General features: G+C 71.7%; 23 protein-coding genes. 5 read left to right on the forward strand and 18 right to left on the reverse strand.

Going from position 1 to position 22,124, the window contains the following annotated elements; all coding sequences use genetic code 11:
- Nucleotides 1–230 precede the first annotated feature (230 nt).
- Both ACIBK3_RS33815 and ACIBK3_RS33820 read left to right on the forward strand, forming a co-directional pair.
- A complete protein-coding gene (locus ACIBK3_RS33815) occupies nt 231–1,013 on the forward strand; it encodes a hypothetical protein (protein WP_399371296.1) in 783 nt (260 codons plus the stop codon).
- Nucleotides 1,014–1,062: 49 nt separating this feature from the next.
- The gene (locus ACIBK3_RS33820; RefSeq protein WP_399371297.1) at nt 1,063–1,431 is read left to right on the forward strand and encodes a hypothetical protein; all 369 of its coding nucleotides are present in this window, start codon (nt 1,063–1,065) and stop codon (nt 1,429–1,431) included.
- Between the two features lie 66 nt (nt 1,432–1,497).
- Here the strand turns inward: ACIBK3_RS33820 and der are convergent, their stop codons facing one another.
- From der to aroH, 5 genes are all read right to left on the reverse strand, one after another.
- The gene (gene der / locus ACIBK3_RS33825) at nt 1,498–2,970 is read right to left on the reverse strand and encodes a ribosome biogenesis GTPase Der (protein ID WP_399371298.1); all 1,473 of its coding nucleotides are present in this window, start codon (nt 2,968–2,970) and stop codon (nt 1,498–1,500) included.
- Nucleotides 2,971–3,077: 107 nt separating this feature from the next.
- Entirely contained in the window at nt 3,078–3,668 is a 591-nt protein-coding gene (locus ACIBK3_RS33830; protein ID WP_051826485.1) for a lysophospholipid acyltransferase family protein, read from the reverse strand.
- Between the two features lie 62 nt (nt 3,669–3,730).
- Nucleotides 3,731–4,417: a (d)CMP kinase gene (gene cmk, locus ACIBK3_RS33835; RefSeq protein WP_399371300.1), complete on the reverse strand. Its 687-nt coding sequence runs from the start codon at nt 4,415–4,417 to the stop codon at nt 3,731–3,733.
- Nucleotides 4,418–4,503: 86 nt separating this feature from the next.
- Nucleotides 4,504–5,589 (reverse strand): prephenate dehydrogenase, encoded by a 1,086-nt coding sequence (locus ACIBK3_RS33840; protein WP_399371301.1) that lies wholly within the window; start codon nt 5,587–5,589, stop codon nt 4,504–4,506.
- The gene (aroH, locus tag ACIBK3_RS33845) at nt 5,586–5,954 is read right to left on the reverse strand and encodes a chorismate mutase (RefSeq protein ID WP_399371303.1); all 369 of its coding nucleotides are present in this window, start codon (nt 5,952–5,954) and stop codon (nt 5,586–5,588) included. Before aroH ends, ACIBK3_RS33840 begins: the two co-directional genes overlap by 4 nt.
- Nucleotides 5,955–6,190: 236 nt before the next feature.
- Here aroH and ACIBK3_RS33850 point away from each other — a divergent pair, with 236 nt between their 5' ends.
- Genes ACIBK3_RS33850 through ACIBK3_RS33860 form a run of 3 tightly spaced genes read left to right on the forward strand, consistent with a single transcriptional unit; the run spans nt 6,191 to nt 7,889 of the window.
- Nucleotides 6,191–6,868, forward strand: a complete 678-nt coding sequence (locus ACIBK3_RS33850; RefSeq protein WP_399371305.1) for a hypothetical protein — start codon at nt 6,191–6,193, stop codon at nt 6,866–6,868.
- Nucleotides 6,869–6,897: 29 nt separating this feature from the next.
- Nucleotides 6,898–7,482 carry a DUF6529 family protein gene (locus tag ACIBK3_RS33855; RefSeq protein WP_399371306.1) on the forward strand — a complete coding sequence of 195 codons (585 nt, stop codon included), beginning with the start codon at nt 6,898–6,900 and terminating at the stop codon, nt 7,480–7,482.
- The gene (locus ACIBK3_RS33860) at nt 7,479–7,889 is read left to right on the forward strand and encodes a Rieske (2Fe-2S) protein (RefSeq protein ID WP_399371307.1); all 411 of its coding nucleotides are present in this window, start codon (nt 7,479–7,481) and stop codon (nt 7,887–7,889) included. Before ACIBK3_RS33855 ends, ACIBK3_RS33860 begins: the two co-directional genes overlap by 4 nt.
- Nucleotides 7,890–7,914: 25 nt before the next feature.
- Here the strand turns inward: ACIBK3_RS33860 and ACIBK3_RS33865 are convergent, their stop codons facing one another.
- The 13 genes from ACIBK3_RS33865 to ACIBK3_RS33925 form a co-directional block, all read right to left on the reverse strand.
- Nucleotides 7,915–8,934 carry an ADP-ribosylglycohydrolase family protein gene (locus ACIBK3_RS33865; protein WP_399371309.1) on the reverse strand — a complete coding sequence of 340 codons (1,020 nt, stop codon included), beginning with the start codon at nt 8,932–8,934 and terminating at the stop codon, nt 7,915–7,917.
- Nucleotides 8,931–9,716, reverse strand: a complete 786-nt coding sequence (locus ACIBK3_RS33870; protein WP_399371311.1) for an NUDIX hydrolase — start codon at nt 9,714–9,716, stop codon at nt 8,931–8,933. Before ACIBK3_RS33870 ends, ACIBK3_RS33865 begins: the two co-directional genes overlap by 4 nt.
- A 73-nt stretch (nt 9,717–9,789) precedes the next feature.
- Nucleotides 9,790–11,196, reverse strand: coding sequence for a DHA2 family efflux MFS transporter permease subunit (locus ACIBK3_RS33875; RefSeq protein ID WP_399371312.1), 1,407 nt, complete (start codon nt 11,194–11,196; stop codon nt 9,790–9,792).
- Nucleotides 11,197–11,222: 26 nt separating this feature from the next.
- Nucleotides 11,223–11,804 (reverse strand): TIGR03086 family metal-binding protein, encoded by a 582-nt coding sequence (locus ACIBK3_RS33880; protein ID WP_399371313.1) that lies wholly within the window; start codon nt 11,802–11,804, stop codon nt 11,223–11,225.
- The gene (locus tag ACIBK3_RS33885; protein ID WP_399371315.1) at nt 11,801–12,760 is read right to left on the reverse strand and encodes a sigma-70 family RNA polymerase sigma factor; all 960 of its coding nucleotides are present in this window, start codon (nt 12,758–12,760) and stop codon (nt 11,801–11,803) included. Before ACIBK3_RS33885 ends, ACIBK3_RS33880 begins: the two co-directional genes overlap by 4 nt.
- A gap of 68 nt (nt 12,761–12,828) precedes the next feature.
- Nucleotides 12,829–13,914, reverse strand: coding sequence for a pseudouridine synthase (locus ACIBK3_RS33890; RefSeq protein ID WP_399371317.1), 1,086 nt, complete (start codon nt 13,912–13,914; stop codon nt 12,829–12,831).
- Entirely contained in the window at nt 13,914–14,588 is a 675-nt protein-coding gene (scpB, locus tag ACIBK3_RS33895; protein WP_399371319.1) for an SMC-Scp complex subunit ScpB, read from the reverse strand. The genes ACIBK3_RS33890 and scpB overlap by 1 nt, the downstream gene beginning before the upstream one ends.
- Nucleotides 14,585–15,721, reverse strand: a complete 1,137-nt coding sequence (locus ACIBK3_RS33900; protein ID WP_399371321.1) for a segregation and condensation protein A — start codon at nt 15,719–15,721, stop codon at nt 14,585–14,587. Before ACIBK3_RS33900 ends, scpB begins: the two co-directional genes overlap by 4 nt.
- A gap of 18 nt (nt 15,722–15,739) precedes the next feature.
- Nucleotides 15,740–16,345: a hypothetical protein gene (locus ACIBK3_RS33905; RefSeq protein ID WP_399371323.1), complete on the reverse strand. Its 606-nt coding sequence runs from the start codon at nt 16,343–16,345 to the stop codon at nt 15,740–15,742.
- Nucleotides 16,330–17,466 carry a ParA family protein gene (locus ACIBK3_RS33910; RefSeq protein WP_399371324.1) on the reverse strand — a complete coding sequence of 379 codons (1,137 nt, stop codon included), beginning with the start codon at nt 17,464–17,466 and terminating at the stop codon, nt 16,330–16,332. The genes ACIBK3_RS33905 and ACIBK3_RS33910 overlap by 16 nt, the downstream gene beginning before the upstream one ends.
- Nucleotides 17,467–17,867: 401 nt before the next feature.
- Nucleotides 17,868–18,992, reverse strand: coding sequence for an alanine dehydrogenase (gene ald / locus ACIBK3_RS33915; RefSeq protein WP_399371325.1), 1,125 nt, complete (start codon nt 18,990–18,992; stop codon nt 17,868–17,870).
- 136 nt (nt 18,993–19,128) lie between these two features.
- Nucleotides 19,129–21,216: a tetratricopeptide repeat protein gene (locus ACIBK3_RS33920; RefSeq protein WP_399371327.1), complete on the reverse strand. Its 2,088-nt coding sequence runs from the start codon at nt 21,214–21,216 to the stop codon at nt 19,129–19,131.
- 211 nt (nt 21,217–21,427) lie between these two features.
- Nucleotides 21,428–22,054: an NUDIX domain-containing protein gene (locus ACIBK3_RS33925; RefSeq protein ID WP_399371329.1), complete on the reverse strand. Its 627-nt coding sequence runs from the start codon at nt 22,052–22,054 to the stop codon at nt 21,428–21,430.
- Between the last annotated feature and the right edge of the window lie 70 nt (nt 22,055–22,124).

The following is a 22,124-nucleotide window of genomic DNA, read 5'->3' on the forward strand; positions in this document are numbered from 1 at the left end:
GACTCACTTCACCGCTCCAACTCCCCCCGCATTCCCATGACTTGACGCTGAGTGCCGGTTTACGCACCGAAGGTGACGCTGCGCGTCGGATGGTTCGATTCCGTTCGGCCTGGAGCGTGACCCCCGCCACAGATCGCCCGTTGTCTTCTTCATGAGCCCGGGACCCCGCCCGGTTCACGGGCCGGGAGCCACCCGGTCCCGCCACGCACCACATCCCGAGGGAGCCACCCGTGCCGCGCATGCTCGACGTCAGCGACGAGGTACGCGCCGAGATCGGCGACGAAGAGGCCGACCGGCTGCTCGCCGGGGAGAACGCCCCCGGCAGTTACGACTGCACGTCCTGTCGCACCCCGGGCGACTCCGAACAGGAGCGCACCAGCACCGTTCTGTTCGTCGGCGACGAGACCGCGGTGCTCGCCTTCGCCCATGCCTCCTGCCTGCCCTCCCAGGTCGTCCAGGTCACCGAGGAGCAGCTGCGGGGCGCGGTGAAGTCGATCACCGGCGACACCGTGGACCTGGAGCCGGAGAAGACCGCACCCGAGCAGGCCGTGCTCGGGGTGACGAGCGGACTCGTGCTGATCGCCGGAGAGTTGCACCCCGCGCTGGTCGTCGAGCCGACCGCGCCGATCGTGCGACCGGGTGCGACGGGAGCCGGCGACGACTTCCTGCCGCTGCTGATCGAGCAGGGGTTCATGCCGGTGACGGCGATCGAGAGCGCGCCCTCCGTGCTGCACGGCTGGTCGGTGCTGTTGGCGATGGGCCAGTTGCACGCGGTGCTGCAGCCCTCGCCGAACGGCGGGCAGCCGGTCGCCTGGTGGCAGGCGCATCAGCCGCTGCAGGTGACGGACAGCTGGCGGGCCGCCGCGAACAAGCACCAGCAGGTGCTGATGTTCGCGGCACCGGTGGGGTCCATCGGACGGCAGCCCCGAGAGGACCTGCTGCGTGACGCGCTGGACAAGGCGGCGGCGAACGGGCAGTTGGTCACGGCGGCGCTGCCGCTCGCGGGGACGTGAGCGCGTCGCCCGACCGCATCTCCCAGGGCCCGGGGTCGTTTGGACATACGTGCACACCTACGACGTTCCCCGCCGCCCGTTCCAGCCGCTGCCGTCCGCACGAGTGGCTCAGGACCCTCAGGGCGGCCCATCGGCCACACCGATCTACGACGCGCTCTACGCCGAGTACGTCAAGTCGTTCCGCTCGCTGCCGGGTGACCGCACGGGCGAGGACGAGCTGGGCTTCACCGCCTTCGGGAACATCCCGCACAGTACGGGCTCGTTCAGCAACGCGTACAGCGCCTACAGCGCGGGCGCGTACAGCGCGCGCCAGCAGTCGCAGTGGCAGCGCGTGGGGCAGATCGGGCAGCAGCACGGCACCGGCGGGTTGCACCACGTTCCGGCGGCGCTGCCGCCCGGGCCGCGCAGAGGCAACTGAGGCAACTGAGGCATGGGGGAAGGGCGGGCCCCGGGTCCGGGCCCGCCCTTCCTGACGCGTTCCTGCCTACTTCTTCCGGCCCCGCTTCTCGCGTACCCGCACCGAGATATGGATCGGCGTCCCCTCGAATCCGAACTCCTCGCGCAGCCGTCGCTCGATGAACCGTCGGTAGCCCGCCTCGATGAAGCCGGAGGCGAAGAGCACGAAGCGCGGGGGCTTGGTGCCGGCCTGGGTGCCGAAGAGAATGCGCGGCTGCTTGCCGCCCCGGATCGGGTGCGGGTGGGCGGCGACCAGTTCGCCGAGGAAGGCGTTCAGGCGGCCCGTCGGGACCCGGGTCTCCCAGCCGGCCAGGGCGGTCTCGATCGCGGGGACCAGCTTCTCCATGTGCCGTCCGGTGTGCGCCGAGACGTTCACCCGCGGCGCCCACGCCACCTGGAGGAGCTCGGTCTCGATCTCCCGCTCCAGGTAGTAGCGGCGCTCCTCGTCGAGGGTGTCCCACTTGTTGAAGGCGAGGACGATGGCACGGCCCGCCTCGACGGCCATGGTGACGATGCGCTGGTCCTGCACCGAGATGGACTCGGAGGCGTCGATCAGGATGACCGCCACCTCGGCCTTCTCGACGGCGGCCGCGGTGCGCAGCGAGGCGTAGTAGTCGGCGCCCTGCTGGAGGTGGACGCGCTTGCGGATGCCCGCCGTGTCGACGAACTTCCAGATCACGCCGCCCAGTTCGATGAGCTCGTCGACCGGGTCGCGGGTGGTGCCGGCGATCTCGTTGACGACGACGCGCTCCTCGCCGGCCACCTTGTTCAGCAGCGAGGACTTGCCGACGTTCGGACGGCCGATCAGCGCGATGCGGCGCGGGCCACCGACCGCGGTGCCGAAGGTCTGCTCGGGCGCCTCCGGCAGCGCCTCCAGGACGGCGTCCAGCATGTCGCCGGTGCCGCGGCCGTGCAGCGCTGAGACGGGGTGCGGCTCGCCGAGGCCCAGCGACCACAGGTACGCCGCGTCGGCCTCCGCGCTCGGGCCGTCGACCTTGTTGGCGGCCAGGACCACGGGCTTGCCGGCCTTGCGCAGCAGTCGTACGACGGCTTCGTCGGTGTCGGTGGCGCCGACCTTGGCGTCGACGACGAACACGACGGCGTCGGCCGCCTCGATCGCGTACTCGGCCTGCGCCGCCACGGAGGCGTCGATGCCGAGGACGTCCTGCTCCCAGCCGCCGGTGTCGACGACCTTGAAGCGACGGCCCGACCACTCGGCCTCGTAGGTGACACGGTCGCGGGTGACGCCCGGCTTGTCCTCGACGACGGCCTCGCGGCGGCCGATGATCCGGTTCACCAGAGTCGACTTGCCGACGTTCGGGCGCCCGACGACGGCGAGGACGGGCAGCGGCCCGTGGCCGGCCGCGTCGATCGCCCCCTCGACGTCCTCGGGATCGAAGCCCTCTTCCGCGGCGAGCTCCATGAACTCCGCGAACTCGGCATCGCCGAGCGCCCCGTGATCGTGCTCGGCCGACCCGTCGGGCTGGATGTGGTCGTTCATGAAGTCCGTACCTCGTCGTTCAATCGTGGTGATCGGTGGAACGCCCGGGTTCTCCCGGCCGGCCCACTACTCAGTGTCGCCCGGCGTCCACGTGGACGCCCGGCGTTTTACCGGCGGCCGGTCAGCCGCCGGGCGTGCTCCAGGTGCGCGGTGAGCTGCTTCTGGATGCGCTCGGTCGCCTCGTCGAGCGCCTTGCGTGTACGTCGTCCGCTGCCGTCGCCCGCCTCGAAGGGGTCGCCGAAGACGACGTCCACACGGCTGCGCAGCGGAGGCAGCCCCTTTACCAACCGGCCGGGCCGGTCGGAACTTCCCAGCACGGCGACCGGGACGATCGGGGCACCGCCGCGCACCGCGAAGTACGCGAGCCCGGCGCGCAGCGCGGCGAAGTCGCCCTCGCCCCGGGTCCCCTCGGGGAAGATCCCGAGGACGCCGCCGTTCTCCAGGACGCCCAGCGCCTGCGTGATCGCCGTGCGGTCGGTGGTGTGCCGGTCGACCTTGACCTGCCCGATGCCGAGCAGGAAGGGGTCGAGGGGCCCGATGAACGCCTCCTTCTTGATCAGGAAGTGCGTCGGCCGGGGCGCCACGCCCATGACCATCGGGCCGTCGATGTTGTGGGAGTGGTTGACGGCGAAGATCACCGGACCGGTGACGGGGACCTTCCAGGCCCCCAGCACCCGCGGCTTCCACAGCCCGTACATCAGGCCGACGCCGATGCGCCGCCCGACCTCGGCGCCCTTCTGGGAGGGCACGGACGCTGCAGTCACTTCGCGGCCCGCTTCTCCTCGACGAGCGTGACGACGCACTCGATGACCTGCGCGAGGGTGAGCTCGGTGGTGTCCACCTCGACCGCGTCGTCCGCCTTGGCGAGCGGCGAGGTCTTGCGGGTGGAGTCCGCCGCGTCCCGCTTGATCAGGGCCTCGCGGGTGGAGTGGACGTCGACACCCTTCAGCTCGCCGCTGCGACGCGCCGCGCGGGCCTCCGCGGAGGCGGTCAGGAAGATCTTCACGTCGGCGTCCGGCAGCACGGTCGTCCCGATGTCGCGCCCCTCGACGACGATCCCCTTCTCGGCGCCTGCCGCGACGGAGCGCTGCAGCTCGGTGATCCGGGCCCGCACCTCGGGCACCGCGCTGACCGCGCTGACCTTGGAGGTGATCTCCTGGGTGCGGATCGGGGCGGCCACGTCGGTGCCGTCGACCGTGATCGTCGGGTTCAGCGGATCGGTGCCGGAGACGATGTCGGGCTTGCCCGCCACCGCCGCGATCGCCGTGGGGTCGTCGATGTCGATCCCGTTGGTCACCATCCACCAGGTGATCGCCCGGTACTGGGCGCCGGTGTCCAGGTAGCTGAGGCCCAGCTGGGCCGCCACGGCCTTGGACGTGCTCGACTTGCCCGTGCCGGAGGGACCGTCTATGGCGACAATCACGGGCTGGGCGGCGCCGTTTTCCACGGGAGGACACCTTCCTGGTGCGCGCTGGGAGTGTGCGGGGACGCGAAAGCGCCCCGCACAAGGTTACTGGCTCACCGGAGGCCTCCTTACTGGCGGATGGCCCAGCCCCGCTCCTTCAGCGCCGCCGTGAGTACGGGCGCCGCCTTCGGCTCCACCCACAGCTGCACCAGACCCGCCTGCTGCCCGGTGGCGTGCTCGATGCGTACGTCCTCGATGTTGACCCCGGCCATCCCCGCGTCCGCGAAGATACGGGCCAGCTGGCCGGGCTGGTCGTCGATGAGGACGGACACGACCTCGTAGGCCCGCGGGGCGGACCCGTGCTTGCCGGGGACGCGGATCTGGCCCGCGTTGCCGCGGCGCAGCACGTCCTCGATGCCGGCGGTGCCCTCGCGGCGCTTGTCCTCGTCGGAGGCCTGCAGTGCCCTGAGCGCCCGGACCGTCTCCTCCAGGTCGGCGGAGACGTCCGCGAGGAGGTCGGCGACCGGCCCCGGGTTCGCGGAGAGGATGTCGATCCACATCCGGGGATCGGAGGCCGCGATCCGGGTCACGTCCCGGATGCCCTGTCCGCACAGTCGTACGGCGGCCTCATCGGCGTGCTCCAGGCGGGCGGCGACCATGCTGGAGACCAGGTGGGGCATGTGGGAGACGAGCGCGACGGCACGGTCATGGGCGTCGGCGTCCATCACCACCGGCACGGCCCGGCAGTGCGAGACCAGCTCCAGGGCGAGGTTCAGGACCTCGGTGTCGGTGTCCCGGGTGGGGGTCAGCACCCAGGGGCGGCCCTCGAACAGGTCACCGGTGGCGGCCAGCGGGCCGGACTGCTCACGGCCCGACATGGGGTGGCTGCCGATGTACGCCGACAGGTCCAGGTCCAGCGCCTCCAACTCGCGGCGCGGGCCGCCCTTGACGCTGGCCACGTCGAGGTAGCCGCGGGCCAGGTCCCGGCGCAGCGCGTCCGCGAGCACCGAGGCCACATGGGCGGGCGGGGCGGCGACGATCGCCAGGTCGACGGGACCGTCGGGCGCCTCGTCGGTGCCGGCGCCCAGCGCGGCCGCCGTACGGGCCTGCTCGGGGTCGTGGTCGGCGAGGTGGACGACGACGCCGCGCTGGGTCAGGGCGAGCGCGGCGGACGTACCGATGAGGCCGGTTCCGATGACCAGTGCGGTCCTCACTGGGCGATGTCCTTGCGCAGGGCCGCCGCGGCACCGAGGTACACGTGCGCGATGTCGGCGCGGGGCCGGTCGGACTCGATGTGCGCGAGGACCCGGACGACCCGGGGCATGGCGCCCTCGATGTCGAGTTCCTGGGCGCAGATCAGCGGTACGTCGGCGAAGCCGGTGCCGAGCTTGCGGGCCGCGGCGGCCGGGAAGTCGCTGTGCAGGTCCGGCGTGGCCGTGAACCAGATGCTGATCAGGTCGTCGGCGGTCAGGCCGTTGCGCTCCATGATGGCGGTGAGCAGGGCTCCGACCTGCTCGTCCATGTGGCCGGCCTCGTCCTTGTCGAGTTGGACGGCGCCCCGGACCGCTCGTACCGCCACGGCGATGCTCCTTGCTGATGTGCTGATGTACGGCTCTTGGTGCGTCCAGCCTAGTCAGCCCCCCTCGGGCCGGGTGGCCGGCGCCCGCACGCTGAGACGGCACCGGCACCCGCCGGATCAATCCACCCCGAATCGCCTTATTCCGCCACTTGGGGTGAGAAACACCTGTGCGCCTCTTTACGCCGGGCCGCCGGTCCGCTCTGATGGCAGGACATCCGCCTCGGGGGAGGCCCGTAATGAAGCGTCCCGGACCGTTGGTCACCCTTCTCGCGGGGCTGCTGCTCGGCCTCTTCATGCTCTCCCTCAACGCGACGACGGGCACCGAGAGCGCCTCGTCCGGCTACCGGGAGCAGACCCCGAGCCCGGCGCCCAAGAAGTCGGCCACCGCATCCCCGTCCCTCCGGTCACCGTCTCCCGCGGTGGCTCCGTCTCCGTCGAGGAAGCCGGTTGCCACCGCCGACTACGCCGGGCGCACCGACGACGACTCGGCCTCCGTCGCCGTGGCCGTGCGCGACGGCAAGGGGATCGCGTACTTCTGCGACGGCCACGCCAAGGAGTCCTGGCTGAAGGGTGACGTCGAGGACGACGGAACGATGCGGCTCACCGGCTCGTACGGCGCCGAGCTGAACGGCACGCTGCGGCAGGACCGACGGATCCGCGGCACGGTCGAGGTCGCCGGCGGGCACTACGCCTTCACCGCCGACCGGGCCACCAAGCCGTCCGGGCTGTACCGGGCGACGGCGACCGTGCGCGGCGCGAAGATCGACGGCGGCTGGATCGTGCTGCCGGACGGCCGCCAGGTCGGCATCCTCACCCGCGCCGGCAAGCCCACCGCGGCGCCCGGGATCACCCCGGAGACCGGCGCGGTGACGGTCGACGGACAGCAGCTCACGGCCCGCCCCGTCACCCCCTGACCCTCCGGTTGACCCACCTGGGAGCGCCCATGCCCGTCGACCCGAACGCCCTCACCCAGGACTTCCCCTCCCCCGAGCCCGGCCACCGCCGCCCGAACCCCGCCCGCTGTCTGGTGCCGGCGGCCGTGGCCGCCGCGGTCGCGGTCGCCCTGGGGGTGTACGGCAAGGTCCACGATCCGGCGGGCACCGCGTTCAACCTGGCCGGCTTCAGCAGCACGGGGGCGGTGAAGTCGTGGCTGGCGACGACCGCGTTCTTCTTCGCGCTGGTCCAGCTGGTCTCCGCGTTCATGGTGTACGGGAGGCTGCCGGGCCCGCGCTGGTCGCCGGCACTGCACCGCTGGTCGGGCCGCGCCGCGTTCCTCGTGGCGGTGCCGGTCGCGGTGCACTGCCTGTACGCGCTGGGCTACCAGACGTACGAGACGCGCGTCCTGTGGCACTCGGTCCTGGGTTGCTTCTTCTTCGGTGCCTTCAGTGCCAAGATGCTGCTGCTGCGGTCGGAGCGGCTCCCCGGCTGGCTGCTGCCGCTCGTCGGTGGGCTGGTCTTCACCGTTCTCACCCTCATCTGGCTCACCTCTGCCCTCTGGTTCTTCCGCACCTTCGGAGTGACGACATGACCGACAGCCCGACCCGGCGCACCCTCCTTCTCGCCGCGGGCGCGGCGGGCGCGACCGCGCTGACCGTGGGGTGCGGCGAGTACGGCAAGGACAGCGGCTCCTCGGCCGGCGCCTCCAGCGGTCAGGAGCTGGCCAGGACGGCCGACATCCCGGTCGGCGGCGGCAAGATCTTCGCGGACGAGAAGGTTGTCGTCACCCAGCCGGAGAAGGGCAGGTTCAAGGCCTTCTCCAACATCTGCACCCACCAGCAGTGCCCGGTGGCCGACGTCTCGGACGGCACCATCAACTGCGATTGCCACGGCAGCAAGTTCCACATCGCGGACGGCTCGGTGGCCCATCCGCCGGCCACGAAGCCGCTTCCCGAGAAGCAGATCAAGGTGCGCGGCGACATCATCACGCTGGCCTGACCTGCACGGACCGCGAACAAGCCCGTCAGGCGTCCCAGAGTGCCCCCAGCGTCGCCAGCTCGCTCTGGTACTCGATCCGGTCCGCCCACTGACCGGGCCACGCGTCGGCGCCCAGGTGCGCGCCCGCGAAGGCGCCCGCCAGGCAGGCGATGGAGTCCGAGTCGCCGGAGGTGCAGGCGGCCCGCCGCAGGGCCGTCACCGGCTCCTCGACGAACAGCAGGAAGCTCAACAGCCCGGTCGCCAGCGCCTCTTCGGCGATCCAGCCCGCACCGGTGGCCAGGCACGGGTCGGTCTCGGGGGAAGGAGAACGCAGGGCGTCCTGAAGGCGGTCCAGGATCTCCAGGCACTCGTCCCAGCCGCGCGCGATGAAGTGCTCGGGCGACGGGTCCTGGCTCCGCGTCCACAGGTCGCCGAGCCAGCGCTCGTGGTAGTGGCTGCGGTTCTCGAGGGCGTACGACCGCAGCAGCGCGACCAGCCGGGCCGGCTCGGCTCCCTCCGCGAGCAGCCGTACGGCGTGCGCGGTGAGGTCGGAGGCGGCGAGGGCCGTCGGATGCCCGTGGGTGAGCGCGGACTGCAACTGGGCGGCGCCGGCGCGCTGTTCTTCGCTCAGCCCGTGGATGAGACCGACGGGCGCGACCCGCATGTTGGCGCCGCAGCCCTTGGAGCCGATCTGGCTGGCGTCCTGCCAGGGCAGGCCGGGACGTTCCAGCAGGGCGCAGGCCCGCAGGCAGGTGTTGCCCGGAGCCCGGTTGTTCTCCGGGGAACGGTTCCAGGCGATGAACTCCTGCCGCACGGGCTCTACCATGTCCTCGGGTCCGAGCACGCCCCGGTCCATGGCCGTGCGCAGCCCTCGTGCCAGCGCCAGCGTCATCTGCGTGTCGTCCGTGACGAGCGCGGGCGTGGGCAGCTCCAGGCCCCGCCACGGCCCGAACCGGTCGGTGATCGACGACACGCTGTGGAACTCGGTCGGATAGCCGAGCGCGTCTCCGAGGGCAAGCCCGACGAGCGCCCCCGTGGCGGCGCGCTTGGTGAGGAGGGTGGTCATGTGGGACGTCCTTCCAGGGACGGTCTGAGGAGGGGCGGTTGCAGGGCGGTGGCCGGACCCGCCCGGTACAGCGCGGCCGGTTTGCCACGGCCGCCGGTCAGCCGGGCGGCACCGGGCACCGCTTCGACGAACCCGGGCGTGGCGAGCACCTTGCGCCGGAAGTTGGGCCGGTCGAGCGCGGTGCCCCACACGGCCTCGTAGACCTGCTGCAACTCGCCGAGCGTGAACTCGGGCGGGCAGAAGGCGGTGGCGAGGCAGGTGTTCTCGAGTTTGGCGCCGACGCGTTGATGGGCGTCGGCCAGGATCCGGTCGTGGTCGAAGGCGAGCGGCCGGGCCGAGTCGTACGGCGTCCAGCGCGCCTGCGCCGCGTCGCTTCCGCCCCGCGGTTCGAGCGAGGCGAGACGGGGGTCCCCCCGGACGAGGTCCGGGGGAGGGTCGGGCAGCAGCGCGGCGAAGGCGACCGAGACGACCCGCATCCGGGGGTCCCGGTCGGGTTCGCTGTAGGTCCGCGACTGCTCCAGGTGCAGCCCGGAAACGTCCGACAGGCCGGTCTCCTCGGCGAGTTCACGCCGGGCGGCCGTCTCCGCCGACTCGTCCGGCCGCACGAACCCGCCGGGCAACGCCCACTGCCCGGCGTACGGCTCCTGCCCCCGTTCGACGAGCAGCACCTGCAGCGCGCCCGCGCGAAGGGTGAACACCGCGAGATCGACGGTGACGGCGAAGGGTTCGTAGGCGTACTTGTCGTAGGCCTCGTTGCCGTACACGCCGTTGTCACCGCCCACCTGCGCCCACCCCCTTAATAGTCAGTACGACTATAAAGAGGCGGGCGCGTCTTCCACAAGCCCCAACAGCCCCCTACCCGCGCCCGGGCGCGAACGCCGCCACCACCGCCCCCGCCGCCGCGGCCCCCGCCGAGACCCAGAGCGCGGGCGCGCATCCGTCCAGGAAGTCGGCCGGTGAGCCGTAGCCGCCGTACGTCGTGAACACGGCTGCGGCGACGGCGACACCGAAGACCCCGCCCAGTTCGCGCAGGGCGTTGTTGACGCCGGCGGCGACGCCCGCGTCGCTCAGCGGCACGGAGGAGGTCACGGCGTTCGCGACGCTCGGGAACACCAGGGAGATGCCGATGCCCGCGATGATCAGCGGGAGCACCATCTGCCCGTACCCGACGCCCGGTTCGACCTGCCAGGCCAGCAGTCCGAGCCCCGTCGCCTGCAGTGCGAGGCCGGTCAGCATGAAGGGGCGGGTGCCGAACCGGTCCGCGAGCGCGCCCGCGACGGGTGCGACCAGCAGAGGCATGGCGTTCCACACGAGGATGCGCACCCCGGCCTCCAGCGGGGAGTAGCCGAGCCCGAACTGGAAGAGCTGCGTGATCATGAAGAGCGCGCCGAGCAGCGAACCGAAGAGGAGGAAGGCGGCGGCGTTGGCGGTGGAGAAGGCCCGTCGCCGGAAGTACGCGAGCGGCAGCATCGGGTACCGGGCACCCTTCCGCTCCCAGCCCAGGAAGGCGGCCACGAACCCGGCCCCGACGAGCAGCGCGGTCAGCACCTCGACGCTCCCCCAGCCCACCTCGGGGGCCCGGACCGGCGCCCAGGCCAGGCCCGTCAGCCCGACGGCCGCCAATACCAGCCCCACGAAATCGAGTTGGGGCCGCGTGCCATGGCTCTCACGGAGTTTCGTGGCGGCCAGGGGCAGCATCGCCAGACCGATGGGTACGTTCAGCCAGAAGATCCACTGCCAGGACAGGCCCTCGGTGACCGCCCCGCCGAGCACGGGTCCGGCCGCCACACCGAGGCCGGTCACCCCGCCCCACACCCCGATGGCCATGCCCCGCTTCTCGGCCGGGAACGCCTCGCTGATCAGGGTCAGGGTGAGCGGCAGGAGTACGGCGGCCCCGGCGCCCTGCACCATGCGCGCGGTGATGAGCTGTCCCGGGCCGCCCGCGAGGGCCGCGGCGGCGGAGGCCAGGGTGAAGACGGCGAGCCCGACGACGTACATACGCCGCCGCCCGAAGCGGTCGCCGAGCGCGGCGCCGGTCAGGGTCAGGCAGGCGAAGACGAGGTTGTAGGCGTTGATCGTCCACTCCAGCTGGGACAGGCTCGCCCCGAAGTCGGCCCGCAGCGCGGGCAGCGCGGTCGCGACGACCACGACGTCCAGGGAGCACAGCAGCGCCCCGAGCCCGGCGAGCGCCACGGTCCACACGCGCCGCCGGGATGCGAGTTCAGGGGGTGTACGCAGGGGGACTTCGAGCGTCTCGGTCATGATCGTGCCTTCCGTGAGTCTTGAGGTCACTCACGGAAGGCAGACCAGCCTCGCTCCGGAAAGGCATCGCGCCGCCCCAGGAAGGCCAGCAGCCGGGTGTCGGCACGCGAGCGCGACGGCAGCCGAACCGGCGTACCGAAACGCACACCGCGGTCCGCCTCGCCGACCACGCACCGCGCGACGGACAGCAACTCGGCCGCGAGCGGGGCGGGAATGGGCCTCAGCCGCCCGCAGGCCTGGGCGACGTCCCAGCCGTGGACGGCGATCTCCACGGCCCCCACGGCGGCCATCACCTGGACGTCCAGCGGTACTTCGCCGACCAGTACCTCATCCTCGGCCGGTCCGGCCGCCCAGGCACCGAGGACGGCACACGCCCGTCTGCGGAACCCGCACGCGCGATCCGCGCCCGGCTCCACGGGAAACAGCCCGATCCGCCCGCCGGTCAGCCCCTCGTGCAGCGCGTCCAGCGCGTCGTCGAGATGCCCGAGGAGTTCCGCGAGATCCCACTCGGCGCAGGGGGTCCCGCGACCCAGGTTCCCGGGCTCCACTCCGGCCACGCTGCCCAGTGCGTAGGCGAGCGAACGCTCCAGCAGTTCCCCGGGGTTCATGACAGCACCGCCGGCATCCCGAAGAGGCCGGGCAGTTCCGCGTCCAGGAAGGCCGTGATGCGGGCCACGGCACCCGACTCGACGGTGAGCACCTGCACGGAGTGCGCTCTGAGGGCGTCGTCCGCCCCGCGCACGTACATGACGACGGCGGGCTGCCCGTTCGCGCGCGTGGGCAGCATCCGGATGCCGCCCTTCTCGTGGACGCGCGCCCGCAGGAACCGCAGCACGTCCTTCTTCCCCGCGAACCACTCCGAGTTGGGCGGCATCTCCAGCTCGACGCCGTCCTGGAGGAGCGCGAGCAGCGCCTCCATGTCGGCGTTCTCGAAGGCGGCCATGTACCGGCCGAGCACCTCACGGTCGGCCGCGCTCTCGGGCTCGACGACGAGGTCCTCGTCGGGGGCGACCTCGTCGAGGCGGGCACGCGCGCGTTGCAGGCTGCTCTTGACGGCCGCCGTGGAGGTGTCCAGCAGCGAGGCGACCTCGGGCGCCCGCCAGGCCAGCACGTCCCGCAGGATGAGCACGGCCCGTTGCCGCGCGGGCAGGTGCTGCAGCGCGGCGACGAGCGCGAGCCGGAGACTGTGGCGGGCCGCCACGACGGTCGCGGGGTCGACGAGGGTGTCGGGCAGCGGCTGCAGCCACGGAACGTCCGTCGCAGGGGCCGTCAGCGGCTCCTCGGGCGCCCCTGACGGCCCCCCGAGGCCCGAGGGCAGCGGGCGCCGCGTTCGGCTCTCCAGGGCCGTCAGACACGTGTTGGTGGCGATCCGGTGGAGCCAGGTCCGCAGGGACGCCCGGCCCTCGTAACCGTCGTAGGACCGCCAGGCCCGCAGATACGTCTCCTGGACCAGGTCCTCGGCCTCGTCGACCGAGCCCAGCATCCGGTAGCAGTGTGCGAGCAGTTCCCGCCGGTACGGGCCGGTCAGCCGCACGAACTCGTCTCGGTCCGTCGTCGCCACCATGGCCACTCCTCTCGCCGGTCACCCATACAGACCGGCGAGGGAGCGAAAACGCATCGGCGCCCGGAGGCCTACAGGTCGACTTCCTTCATCAGCATGCCGACCTCCGTGTTGGACAGCCGGCGCAGCCAGCCCGACTTCTGGTCGCCCAGGGTGATCGGGCCGAAGGCGACGCGGACCAGCTTGTCGACCGGGAAGCCGGCCTCCGCCAGCATGCGGCGGACGATGTGCTTGCGGCCCTCGTGGAGGGTGACCTCGACCAGGTAGTTCTTGCCGGTCTGCTCGACGACCCGGAAGTGGTCCGCGCGCGCGTACCCGTCCTCCAGTTGGATGCCGTCCTTGAGCTGCTTGCCCAGGTCGCGCGGGATCGGTCCGACGATGTGCGCCAGGTAGGTCTTCTTCACGCCGTACCTGGGGTGGGTCAGCCGGTGGGCCAGCTCGCCGTGGTTGGTGAGCAGGATGACACCCTCGGTCTCGGTGTCGAGCCGGCCGACGTGGAACAGGCGCGTCTCGCGGTTGGTGACGTAGTCGCCGAGGCACTGACGGCCGTCCGGGTCCTCCATCGTGGAGACGACACCGGCCGGCTTGTTCAGCGAGAAGAACTGGTACGACTGGGTCGCCACCGTCAGGCCGTCGACCTTGACCTCGTCGTTCTCCGGGTCGACCCGCTTGCCCTGCTCCAGCACGATCTCGCCGTTGACCTCGACCCGCGCCTGCTCGATCAGTTCCTCGCAGGCCCGCCGGGAGCCGTAGCCCGCGCGCGCGAGGACCTTCTGCAGCCGCTCGCCCTCCTGCTCGGCGCCCGGGAAGGTCTTGGGCAGCTTGATGTCCTTCTTGCCCGCGTACCGGTCCCGGTTGCGCTCCTCGGCCCGCGTCTCGTACTCACGGGAGGTCGCGGGAGCACTTCGCCCGCGCTGCTGGGGCTTCTTCGGTCCGCCCTTGGCGCCGCCGCGGGCCGCGCCGCCGCGCCCCGCCTTCGGGCCCTCGTGAGACGCGCCGGGGCCCACGTCGTAGCGGCGCTCCTCGGGGCGGGGCTTGCTGGGACGGCCCTGGCCCTTGGCCTGGCCCTGCCCCTGCTTCTGGTCCCTGTTGTTACCGGCCCCGCGGTGGTTACCGCGCCCGCCGCTCTTGCCGCTACCGCTGCCACTGCTTCGCATCAAAGTTCCGTCGTCGTCGTGTCAGGCATGTTCGTCGCGGGCCCGTCGTCCGTGTCCGGTGCATCCGGATCGAACGACGGCACGCCTTCCTGGGTCTCGGCCTCGATCGCCTCCGCCTCCGGGAGGAAGGGCGCGAGCTCCGGGAGCTCGTCCAGACCGCGCAGGCCCATCCGCTCCAGGAAGTAGTTCGTCGTCACGTACAGGATCGCACCTGTTTCGGGTTCCGTGCCCGCCTCCGCGACCAGACCGCGCTGCAGGAGGGTGCGCATCACACCGTCGCAGTTGACTCCGCGCACGGCGGAGACCCTGCTGCGGCTGACCGGCTGGCGGTAGGCGACCACCGCGAGGGTCTCCAGCGCGGCCTGGGTGAGGCGGGCCTGCTGGCCGTCCAGGACGAAGCCCTCGACGGCCGCCGCGTACTCCGGGCGCGAGTAGAAGCGCCAGCCGCCCGCGATCAGCCGCAGCTCGAAGCCGCGGCCCTGGACGGTGTACTCGTCGGCCAGCTCCCGCAGCGCGTCCCCGATCTGCCGTCTGGGCCGCTGCAGGATCTTCGCCAGGTGCTCCTCGGTCGCGGGCTCGTCCACGACCATGAGGACGGCCTCCAGGGCCGGCTTGAGGTCGAGGTCGGCGACGGTACGCGGCCCGGCCGCCACGTCGGTGGTGTCCTCGCTCACGCCTTCTTCTCCTTGGCATCGTCCTTGGGTACCTCGGGCGGCCGGTCGAACTCGTCCGTGACCGTCGGCGTCTCGTCGCCGTCCCCGCCGGTCCAGCGCACCAGCAGCTCCCCGAGGGCGGTCTCCTGGTCGAGGGCCACGGCCTTCTCCCGGTAGAGCTCCAGCAGGGCCAGGAAGCGCGCGACGACGGTCAGGGTGTCGCCGGCGTCCTCGATCAGCGCCCGGAAGCTCGCCTCCCCCAGCTCTTTGAGCCGCCCGACCACGATCTGGGCCTGCTCCTGCACACTCACCAGCGGCGCGTGGATGTGGTCGACGTACACCTGCGGCCGGGGCTTGGGCTGCATCGCCTTCACGGCGAGCTTGGCGAACCCTTCCGCCCCGATGCTGATGACCACCTCGGGCAGCAACTCGGCGTGGTGCGGTTCCAGTCCGACGGTACGGGGGTAGCGCCGTGCCTCCTCGTCCAGCCTGCCGCTGAAGATCTCGGCGATCCGTTTGTACGCGCGGTACTGGAGCAACCGCGCGAACAGCAGGTCCCGGGCTTCGAGAAGCGCGAGGTCGGCCTCGTCCTCGACCTCCGCGGCGGGCAGCAGCCGGGCCGCCTTGAGGTCGAGCAGCGTGGCCGCGACGACCAGGAACTCCGTCGTCTGGTCCAGGTCCCAGTCCGGGCCCATCGCCCGGATGTGCGCCATGAACTCGTCGGTCACCTTGGACAGCGCGACCTCGGTGACGTCCAGCTTGTGCTTGGAGATCAGCTGGAGGAGCAGGTCGAAGGGCCCCTCGAAGTTGGAGAGGCGGACCTTGAAGACGCCGTCTCCCGGCTCTTCCCCCTCCGCGGCTGACGCGGGCTCCTCTGACGCGGGCTCCTCTACGGGAGGCGGGGCCACTGGGGCCGGTGGCTCCGCTGGAGCCGGTGGTCCCGCTGGAGCCGGTGGTTCCGCTGGAGCCGGTGGCTCCGGAACCGGCGCGGGTTCAACCGCAACCCGTGGGGGTTCGACACGAGCCGGCGCGGGTTCGACCGGAGCCGGCGGAAGTTCGACCGGAACCGGCTCCGCCCCTGGCCCCCGCCCCAACGCACGCCGGCGACCGGCGGATGCGCCGGTGCCGGCGGAGGGAACGTCGTTCGAGGTCATGGCCCCCGCAGGCTATCGCTACCGCCCACGCAGCCGTCGAACGAGGATGCTCGCGTCCCCACGGGACTCCAGGTCGGCCAGCACCACGGCGACGGCCTCGCGTACGATCCGCCCGCGGTCGACCGCCAGCCCGTGCTCGCCCCGCAGCACCAGACGCGCGTGCTCCAGATCCATGAGCTCCTCGGCGGACACGTAGACCGTGATCTTCTCGTCGTGCCGCTCCCGCCCGCTGGGCCGCCGGGAGGCCGCCCGTCCGCGTTTGCGGGACGCGGCGGCGGCCGGCGCACCCGCGCCCGCGGCAGAACCTTCCTGCGTCCCCTCGCGCTGTCCGGAGCGCTCGGCGCCCCGGCTGCGGGACTCCCCCGAGCCGCCCGGCTCCGTCGCCACGTGCTCCGCGCCGTCGCCGTCACCGCCCTGGGCCGGCACCGCGTGCGGCGCGTCCCCGGACGAGGCCGTCCCGGTGGTGGCGGGCGCCCCGGCCGCTGCCTGGTCGCTCTCCCCCGCCGGAGCGGGCACCCGGGCCTCGCCGTTGACCGGGCGCCGTGGAGTGGACGGCTGGAGCGCCGTCCCCCCTGTCGTACGGAACAGTTCGTCGGCCCCCGGCAGACTCACTCGGCGTGACACCGGGCGAGCACCTCCCTGGCGAGCTGGCGGTAGGCGGCGGCACCGACGGAGTTGGAGGCGTACGTGGTGATCGGCTCGCCGGCGACCGTGGTCTCCGGGAAGCGGACCGTGCGCCCGATGACCGTGTGGTAGACGTGGTCGTCGAACGCCTCGACGACCCGCGCGAGCACCTCGCGGCTGTGCACGGTGCGCGAGTCGTACATCGTGGCGAGGATCCCGTCGAGTTCCAGCTCCGGGTTGAGCCGTTCCTGGACCTTCTCGATGGTCTCCGTCAGCAGCGCGACACCGCGGAGGGCGAAGAACTCGCACTCCAGGGGCACGATCACCTTGTGCGCGGCCGTCAGGGCGTTCACCGTGAGCAGGCCGAGCGAGGGCTGACAGTCGATCACGATGTAGTCGTAGTCGGCCATGAGCGGCTTGAGGGCGCGCTGCAGCGTCGACTCGCGCGCTACCTCGGAGACCAGCTGGACCTCGGCGGCGGACAGGTCGATGTTGCTGGGCAGCAGGTCCATGTTCGGGACCGCCGTCTTCAGGAGCACCTCGTCGGCCGCCATGCCCCGCTCCATGAGCAGGTTGTAGACCGTGAGGTCGAGCTCCATCGGGTTGACGCCGAGACCGACCGACAGCGCGCCCTGCGGGTCGAAGTCCACGAGCAGCACACGACGGCCGTACTCCGCGAGGGCGGCACCCAGGTTGATGGTCGACGTCGTCTTGCCCACGCCGCCCTTCTGGTTGCACATCGCGATGATCGTCGCGGGGCCGTGACTGGTCAGCGGGCCCGGGATCGGGAAGTACGGCAGCGGGCGCCCGGTCGGGCCGACGCGCTCGCGGCGCTGGCGGGCAGCGTCGGGCGCGAGCGTGGCCGCGTACTCGGGATCGGGCTCGTACTCGGCGTCGGGGTCGTAGAAGTGCCCGTCGGGCAGTTCGTCGTAGTCGGCGAAGTGGTTGTGGGGCGCGCCACTTCCGTCGCCGGCCATGGCGTTCACGTGATGGCCATCCATGCTCTGGTGTGCTGGCTGAGTCACCCCTGAGGTCCGGTGACTCCGGTGGGCTGCGAAGGTACGCACCGCGACGGAGCCGACAGCCTCGACCCCCGCGGGGCCCTCGGCCCGTGCAGACATTCCTGGGTGACCACCCCCGGGAGAAAATGTCGACTCATTCACAAGTCGTCTTACCTCCTTGGTGACCAGGAAACTTCTAGACAGGTCAGCGTGGCACCATGCCGACGGTTGGCGACTCTATGGCGTGTCGGGCGTCCGCAGCAACACAATCCGCCGGACCCGGCAGGATGTGTCGGCAATGAAACATCCCTCTGTCAAGGGCGTACGACCGTCGCACGGTGGGTTTCACCGGTGTACGAATCGGTCCAAGGGTTACGTTCGAGGCGAGTTGACCTAGAGCCGCAAAGTGACCATACACACACCCGGCCGGACCTTCTCGGGCAAGGTCCGGCCGGGTGCGCGGCGTTGACGACCTGTGTTGACGTATCGACCTTTACCAAAAGGAGACTTAACGTCGACGGTCAGCCGAGCAGGGTTTCGAGCTCCACGTGCTCCAGCCCGTGCGCCTCCGCGACCTCGCGGTAAACGACCTTGCCGTCATGGGCGTTGAGCCCCTTGGCGAGCGCGGGATCGCGGCGCAGCGCCTCCACCCAGCCGCGGTCGGCGAGTTCGACGATGTAGGGCAGTGTCGCGTTGGTGAGCGCGTAGGTGGAGGTGTTGGGCACCGCGCCGGGCATGTTGGCGACGCAGTAGAAGACCGAATTGTGCACCGGGAAGGTCGGCTCGGCGTGGGTCGTCGGGCGGGAGTCCTCGAAGCAGCCGCCCTGGTCGATCGCGATGTCGACAAGGACACTTCCCGGCTTCATGCGCGAAACAAGTTCGTTGGTCACCAGCTTCGGGGCCTTGGCGCCCGGGATGAGCACGGCACCGATGACGAGGTCGGCCTCGAGGCAGGCCTTCTCCAGCTCATAGGCGTTGGAGACGACGGTCTGGATCTTCGTTCCGAAGATCTTGTCGGCCTCCTTGAGCTTGTTGATGTCCTTGTCGAGCAGGGTCACGTGGAAGCCCATGCCGATGGCGATCTGCGCGGCGTTCCACCCGGAGACGCCACCGCCGATGACGACGGCCCTGGCGGCCAGCACACCCGGGACCCCGCCGGGCAGCACACCGCGGCCGCCGTTGGCGGCCATGAGGTGGTAGGCACCGACCTGGGGGGCGAGGCGGCCGGCGACCTCGGACATGGGGGCGAGCAGCGGGAGCGCCCGGCTGGGCAGCTCGACCGTCTCGTATGCGATCGCGGTGGTGCCCGACTCGACGAGGGCGTCGGTGCACTCCTTGGAGGCGGCCAGGTGCAGGTAGGTGAAGAGTGTCTGGTCCTTGCGCAGGCGGTGGTACTCCTCGGCGATGGGCTCCTTGACCTTGAGCAGCAGGTCGGCGGTGGCCCACACCTCGTCGGCCGTGTCCAGGATCCGCGCGCCGGCGCCGACGTATTCGGCGTCCGCGATCGAGGAGCCGACGCCGGCGCCTCGCTCGATGACGACCTGGTGACCGTGGCGCACCAGCTCGTGCACGCCGGCGGGGGTGATGGCCACCCGGAACTCGTTGTTCTTGACCTCGCGGGGGATGCCGACCTTCACGTCGATCACGGTCCTTGGCTCAGAGGATGTCGGGGCATTACAAGACATACCCAGGCATGCAGGGGCACACCAGGATGCACCGCAGGAGAAGGTGCGGCAGAGCCAGTCTAATGAAGGTGTTCCCGCTGTCTAGCCTTTCATTGCATCAATCTTCAGCGGATGTGCTACGGATTTCGCAGGCGTTAGCGTCGTGTTCCGGTGGATCGGCCCGTTCCGGCTCCGGATCGGCCCGCGTTTCGGGCTCCTGGAGCTCCTCGCCCAGCAGCCGCTCGGCGGTGCCCCGGTGAAGTGCGGCCGCCGCCGGATCGCCGAGGCGCTCCAGGGTGTCGGCGATCCGCAGCTGGAGCGCGGCCTGGAGGCGGACGTCCTCGGCTCGGCGCGCCCACTCCACCGCCTCCAGGCAGCTGCGCATCGATTCCTCGGGCCGTCCGGCGTACTCCTGCACGCGCGCGATTTCGCTCAACGCCCGCGCGTGGGCGGCCACATCGCCGTATCTGCGGTGTCCGGCGGCCGCGGCCCGCCAGTTCCGCAGCGCCTCGCCGTAACGGCCCGCGAACGTGTGGGCGGCGGCGATACGGCCGTACAGCCGGGCGGCGTCCGCGCGCTCGCCCCGGGCCAGCCGCTGGGCGAGGGCGCGGCCGAACCAGTCGGCGGCCCGGTCGTAGTCCGCGAGCTCCAGATGGGCTCCGCCTACGGATTCCATCGCGCGGCCGGTCGCATACGGGTCGTTCGCCTCACGTCCGGCGTCCAGTGCCGCCCGATAGCGCGCCAGCGCCTCCGTCGTACGGCCGGTTCGGGCGTCCAGGTCGGCGAGGTTCAGCAGGGCGGCGGCGCGCTCGCGGGGCAGCCCGCGGCGCTCGGCCACGTCGAGGACCAGGCGGTGGACGCCGTACAGGTCGGGCGCGGCCGCCCGGGTGCCGAAGTGGGCCACCATCGCCCGCACGAGCTGGGACATCAGACGCCGGGCGAGGGTGTCCAGCTCCCCGTCGGCGACCGCGCAGCGGGCCGCGGCGAGCAGGGCGGGTTTGCGGAGGGTCAGCCACTCGGCGGCTGCCCGGGGGCTCGGGAAGCGCAGGTCGCGGGGCATGCCGAGGAGTTTCTCGCGGGCCTCGGGGCTGTCGGTCTCGGTGATCACCCGGCAGGCCTGCAGCAGCCGTACCGTCCGCTCCAGCATCCGGGCGCGGGCGAGCTGGAGCTCGGCGGGGCGCTCCTGGCTCTCGGCGAGGTCCGTCAGCAGCGGCTGCAGACAGCCGGGGACCTCGTACTGCGGCAGCGGCGAGTCCACCGCGTGCAGCAGGCCGAGGGCGACGAAGTCGTCCAGGGTGGCGCGGACGCCGTCCAGCGAGCTGCCCGCGAGCGCGGACGCGGTGTGCGGGTCGACCAGACCGGCCGGGGCGAGGGCGAGCAGCCGCAGGATCCGGGCGGCGGGGCCGGACAGGGACAGGTACGTGAGCCGGAAGACCCGGCTGAGCGCGGTTCCCTCGCCGTCCTCCGCGCGCAGCTGCTTGGCGAGGTCGGAGACGGCCGCCTTGGGACGGGTGGCGAGCCAGCCGCCGGCCAGCATCAGCGCGGCGGGCTGGCCCTGGCACTCCTCGGCGAGAGTCTCGGCGGCCCGTGGGTCGACGGTGATGCGGACCGACCCGGTGTGCCGGGACAGCAGTTCCACCGCCGACTTGGTGTCGAGGCCGCCCAGGGTGCAGGGGCGCACGTCCGCGATCCCGGTCAGCGGGCCCCCGGAGACGGCGACCACCAGGCATTCCGGCGTGTCCGGCAGCAGGGCGTCGACCTGTTCGGCGCTGACCGCGTCGTCCAGCAGGAGCAGGGCCCGGCGGTCGGCGAGGGCCTCGCGCAGCGCGGCCGTGAGGTCGTCCTCGGCGGCTCCGGCGGGGGCGGGCACGTCGAGGGCGGTGAGCAGGTCGCGGGCGGCGCGTTCGACGGGGACGGGCGTGCCGTCCGGTTCACCGAGGCGGGCCCGCAGCACCCCGTCCTGGTAACGGTCGGCGACCTGTCGTACGAGTTCCTCGGCGAGGGCGGTGCGTCCCGAGCCGGGCCTGCCGGCGATGAGCAGCACGCGCGCGCGGGGGGCCTTGCGGCCGCCGATCGTGTCGAGTCCGGCGCTTTCGATGTCGGCGCGCAGTTCCTTCAATTCCCTTGTGCGGCCGAGGAATTGACTGTCCGCGGGAGCCTGTGCCGACAGCCGTGCACCGTCTGCGTCCACCGCCTGATCCGTCACGGGCCACACTCCCGTCCCACACCGCACGCGCAAGCCCGCCGGGACTCCGGTCCGGGCGTTTCCAGAGCCTAGTTCACGCTCTGCTACGTTCCGGTCGGAGCACGGCGGACACGTCCCTCGATCGGATCAGCAGATCGTCACACCGCAGGTATGGCGGATGGATCGGGTGCGTGGGGCGGCCGACGGATCGGCGACGGGCTGCCGGAAGGGTTCAGGACTCGAACGGACGCGCCGGCCACGGCGCGTCCGCCGGACGCAGCGCGTCGAGCCCGTCGCCGCCCCGTGCGGCGGCCAGCGACAGCACGCCCACGACGAGGCAGTTGTTGTGCAGTTCGCCGGCGAGCGCACCCCGGACGAGTTCGTCGACCGGCACGCGCGCGTGCTCCATGTCGGCCTCCTCGTCCTCCACCTCGAAGCGCTCCTGGTCGGCCTCGGACAGGTCGCGCGCGAGGAAGATCCGTACGGCCTCGTCGCAGCCGCCGGGCGTGGTGTAGACGTCGGTCAGCACCCGCCAGTCCTCGGCCTTGACGTGCGCCTCCTCGTACAGCTCACGCTGGGCCGCGTGCAGCGGGTTCTCGCCGGGCACGTCGAGCAGGCCGGCCGGGATCTCCCACAGCTTCTGCCGCACCGGGTGGCGGTACTGCTTGATGAGCAGGACCCGGTCCTCGGCGTCGAGGGCGAGGACGGCCACCGAGCCGGGGTGGACCTGGTAGTCGCGCCGCGCCACCGAGCCGTCGGGCATGACCACCTCGTCCGTGCGGACGGAGGTCTTGTTGCCCACGAAGGGAGTCTCCGTCGCCCGGATCTCCCACTCCTCGTGGGTGTCCTTGATCGTCATGCTCTGTCCTTCCAGACGTACGCGAGCCACATACCAGAAGCAGCCGGGGTGCCCACCTTTTGAAGGGATG

The organism is Streptomyces sp. NPDC050287, assembly GCF_044459385.1.
GTDB lineage: Bacteria > Actinomycetota > Actinomycetes > Streptomycetales > Streptomycetaceae > Streptomyces.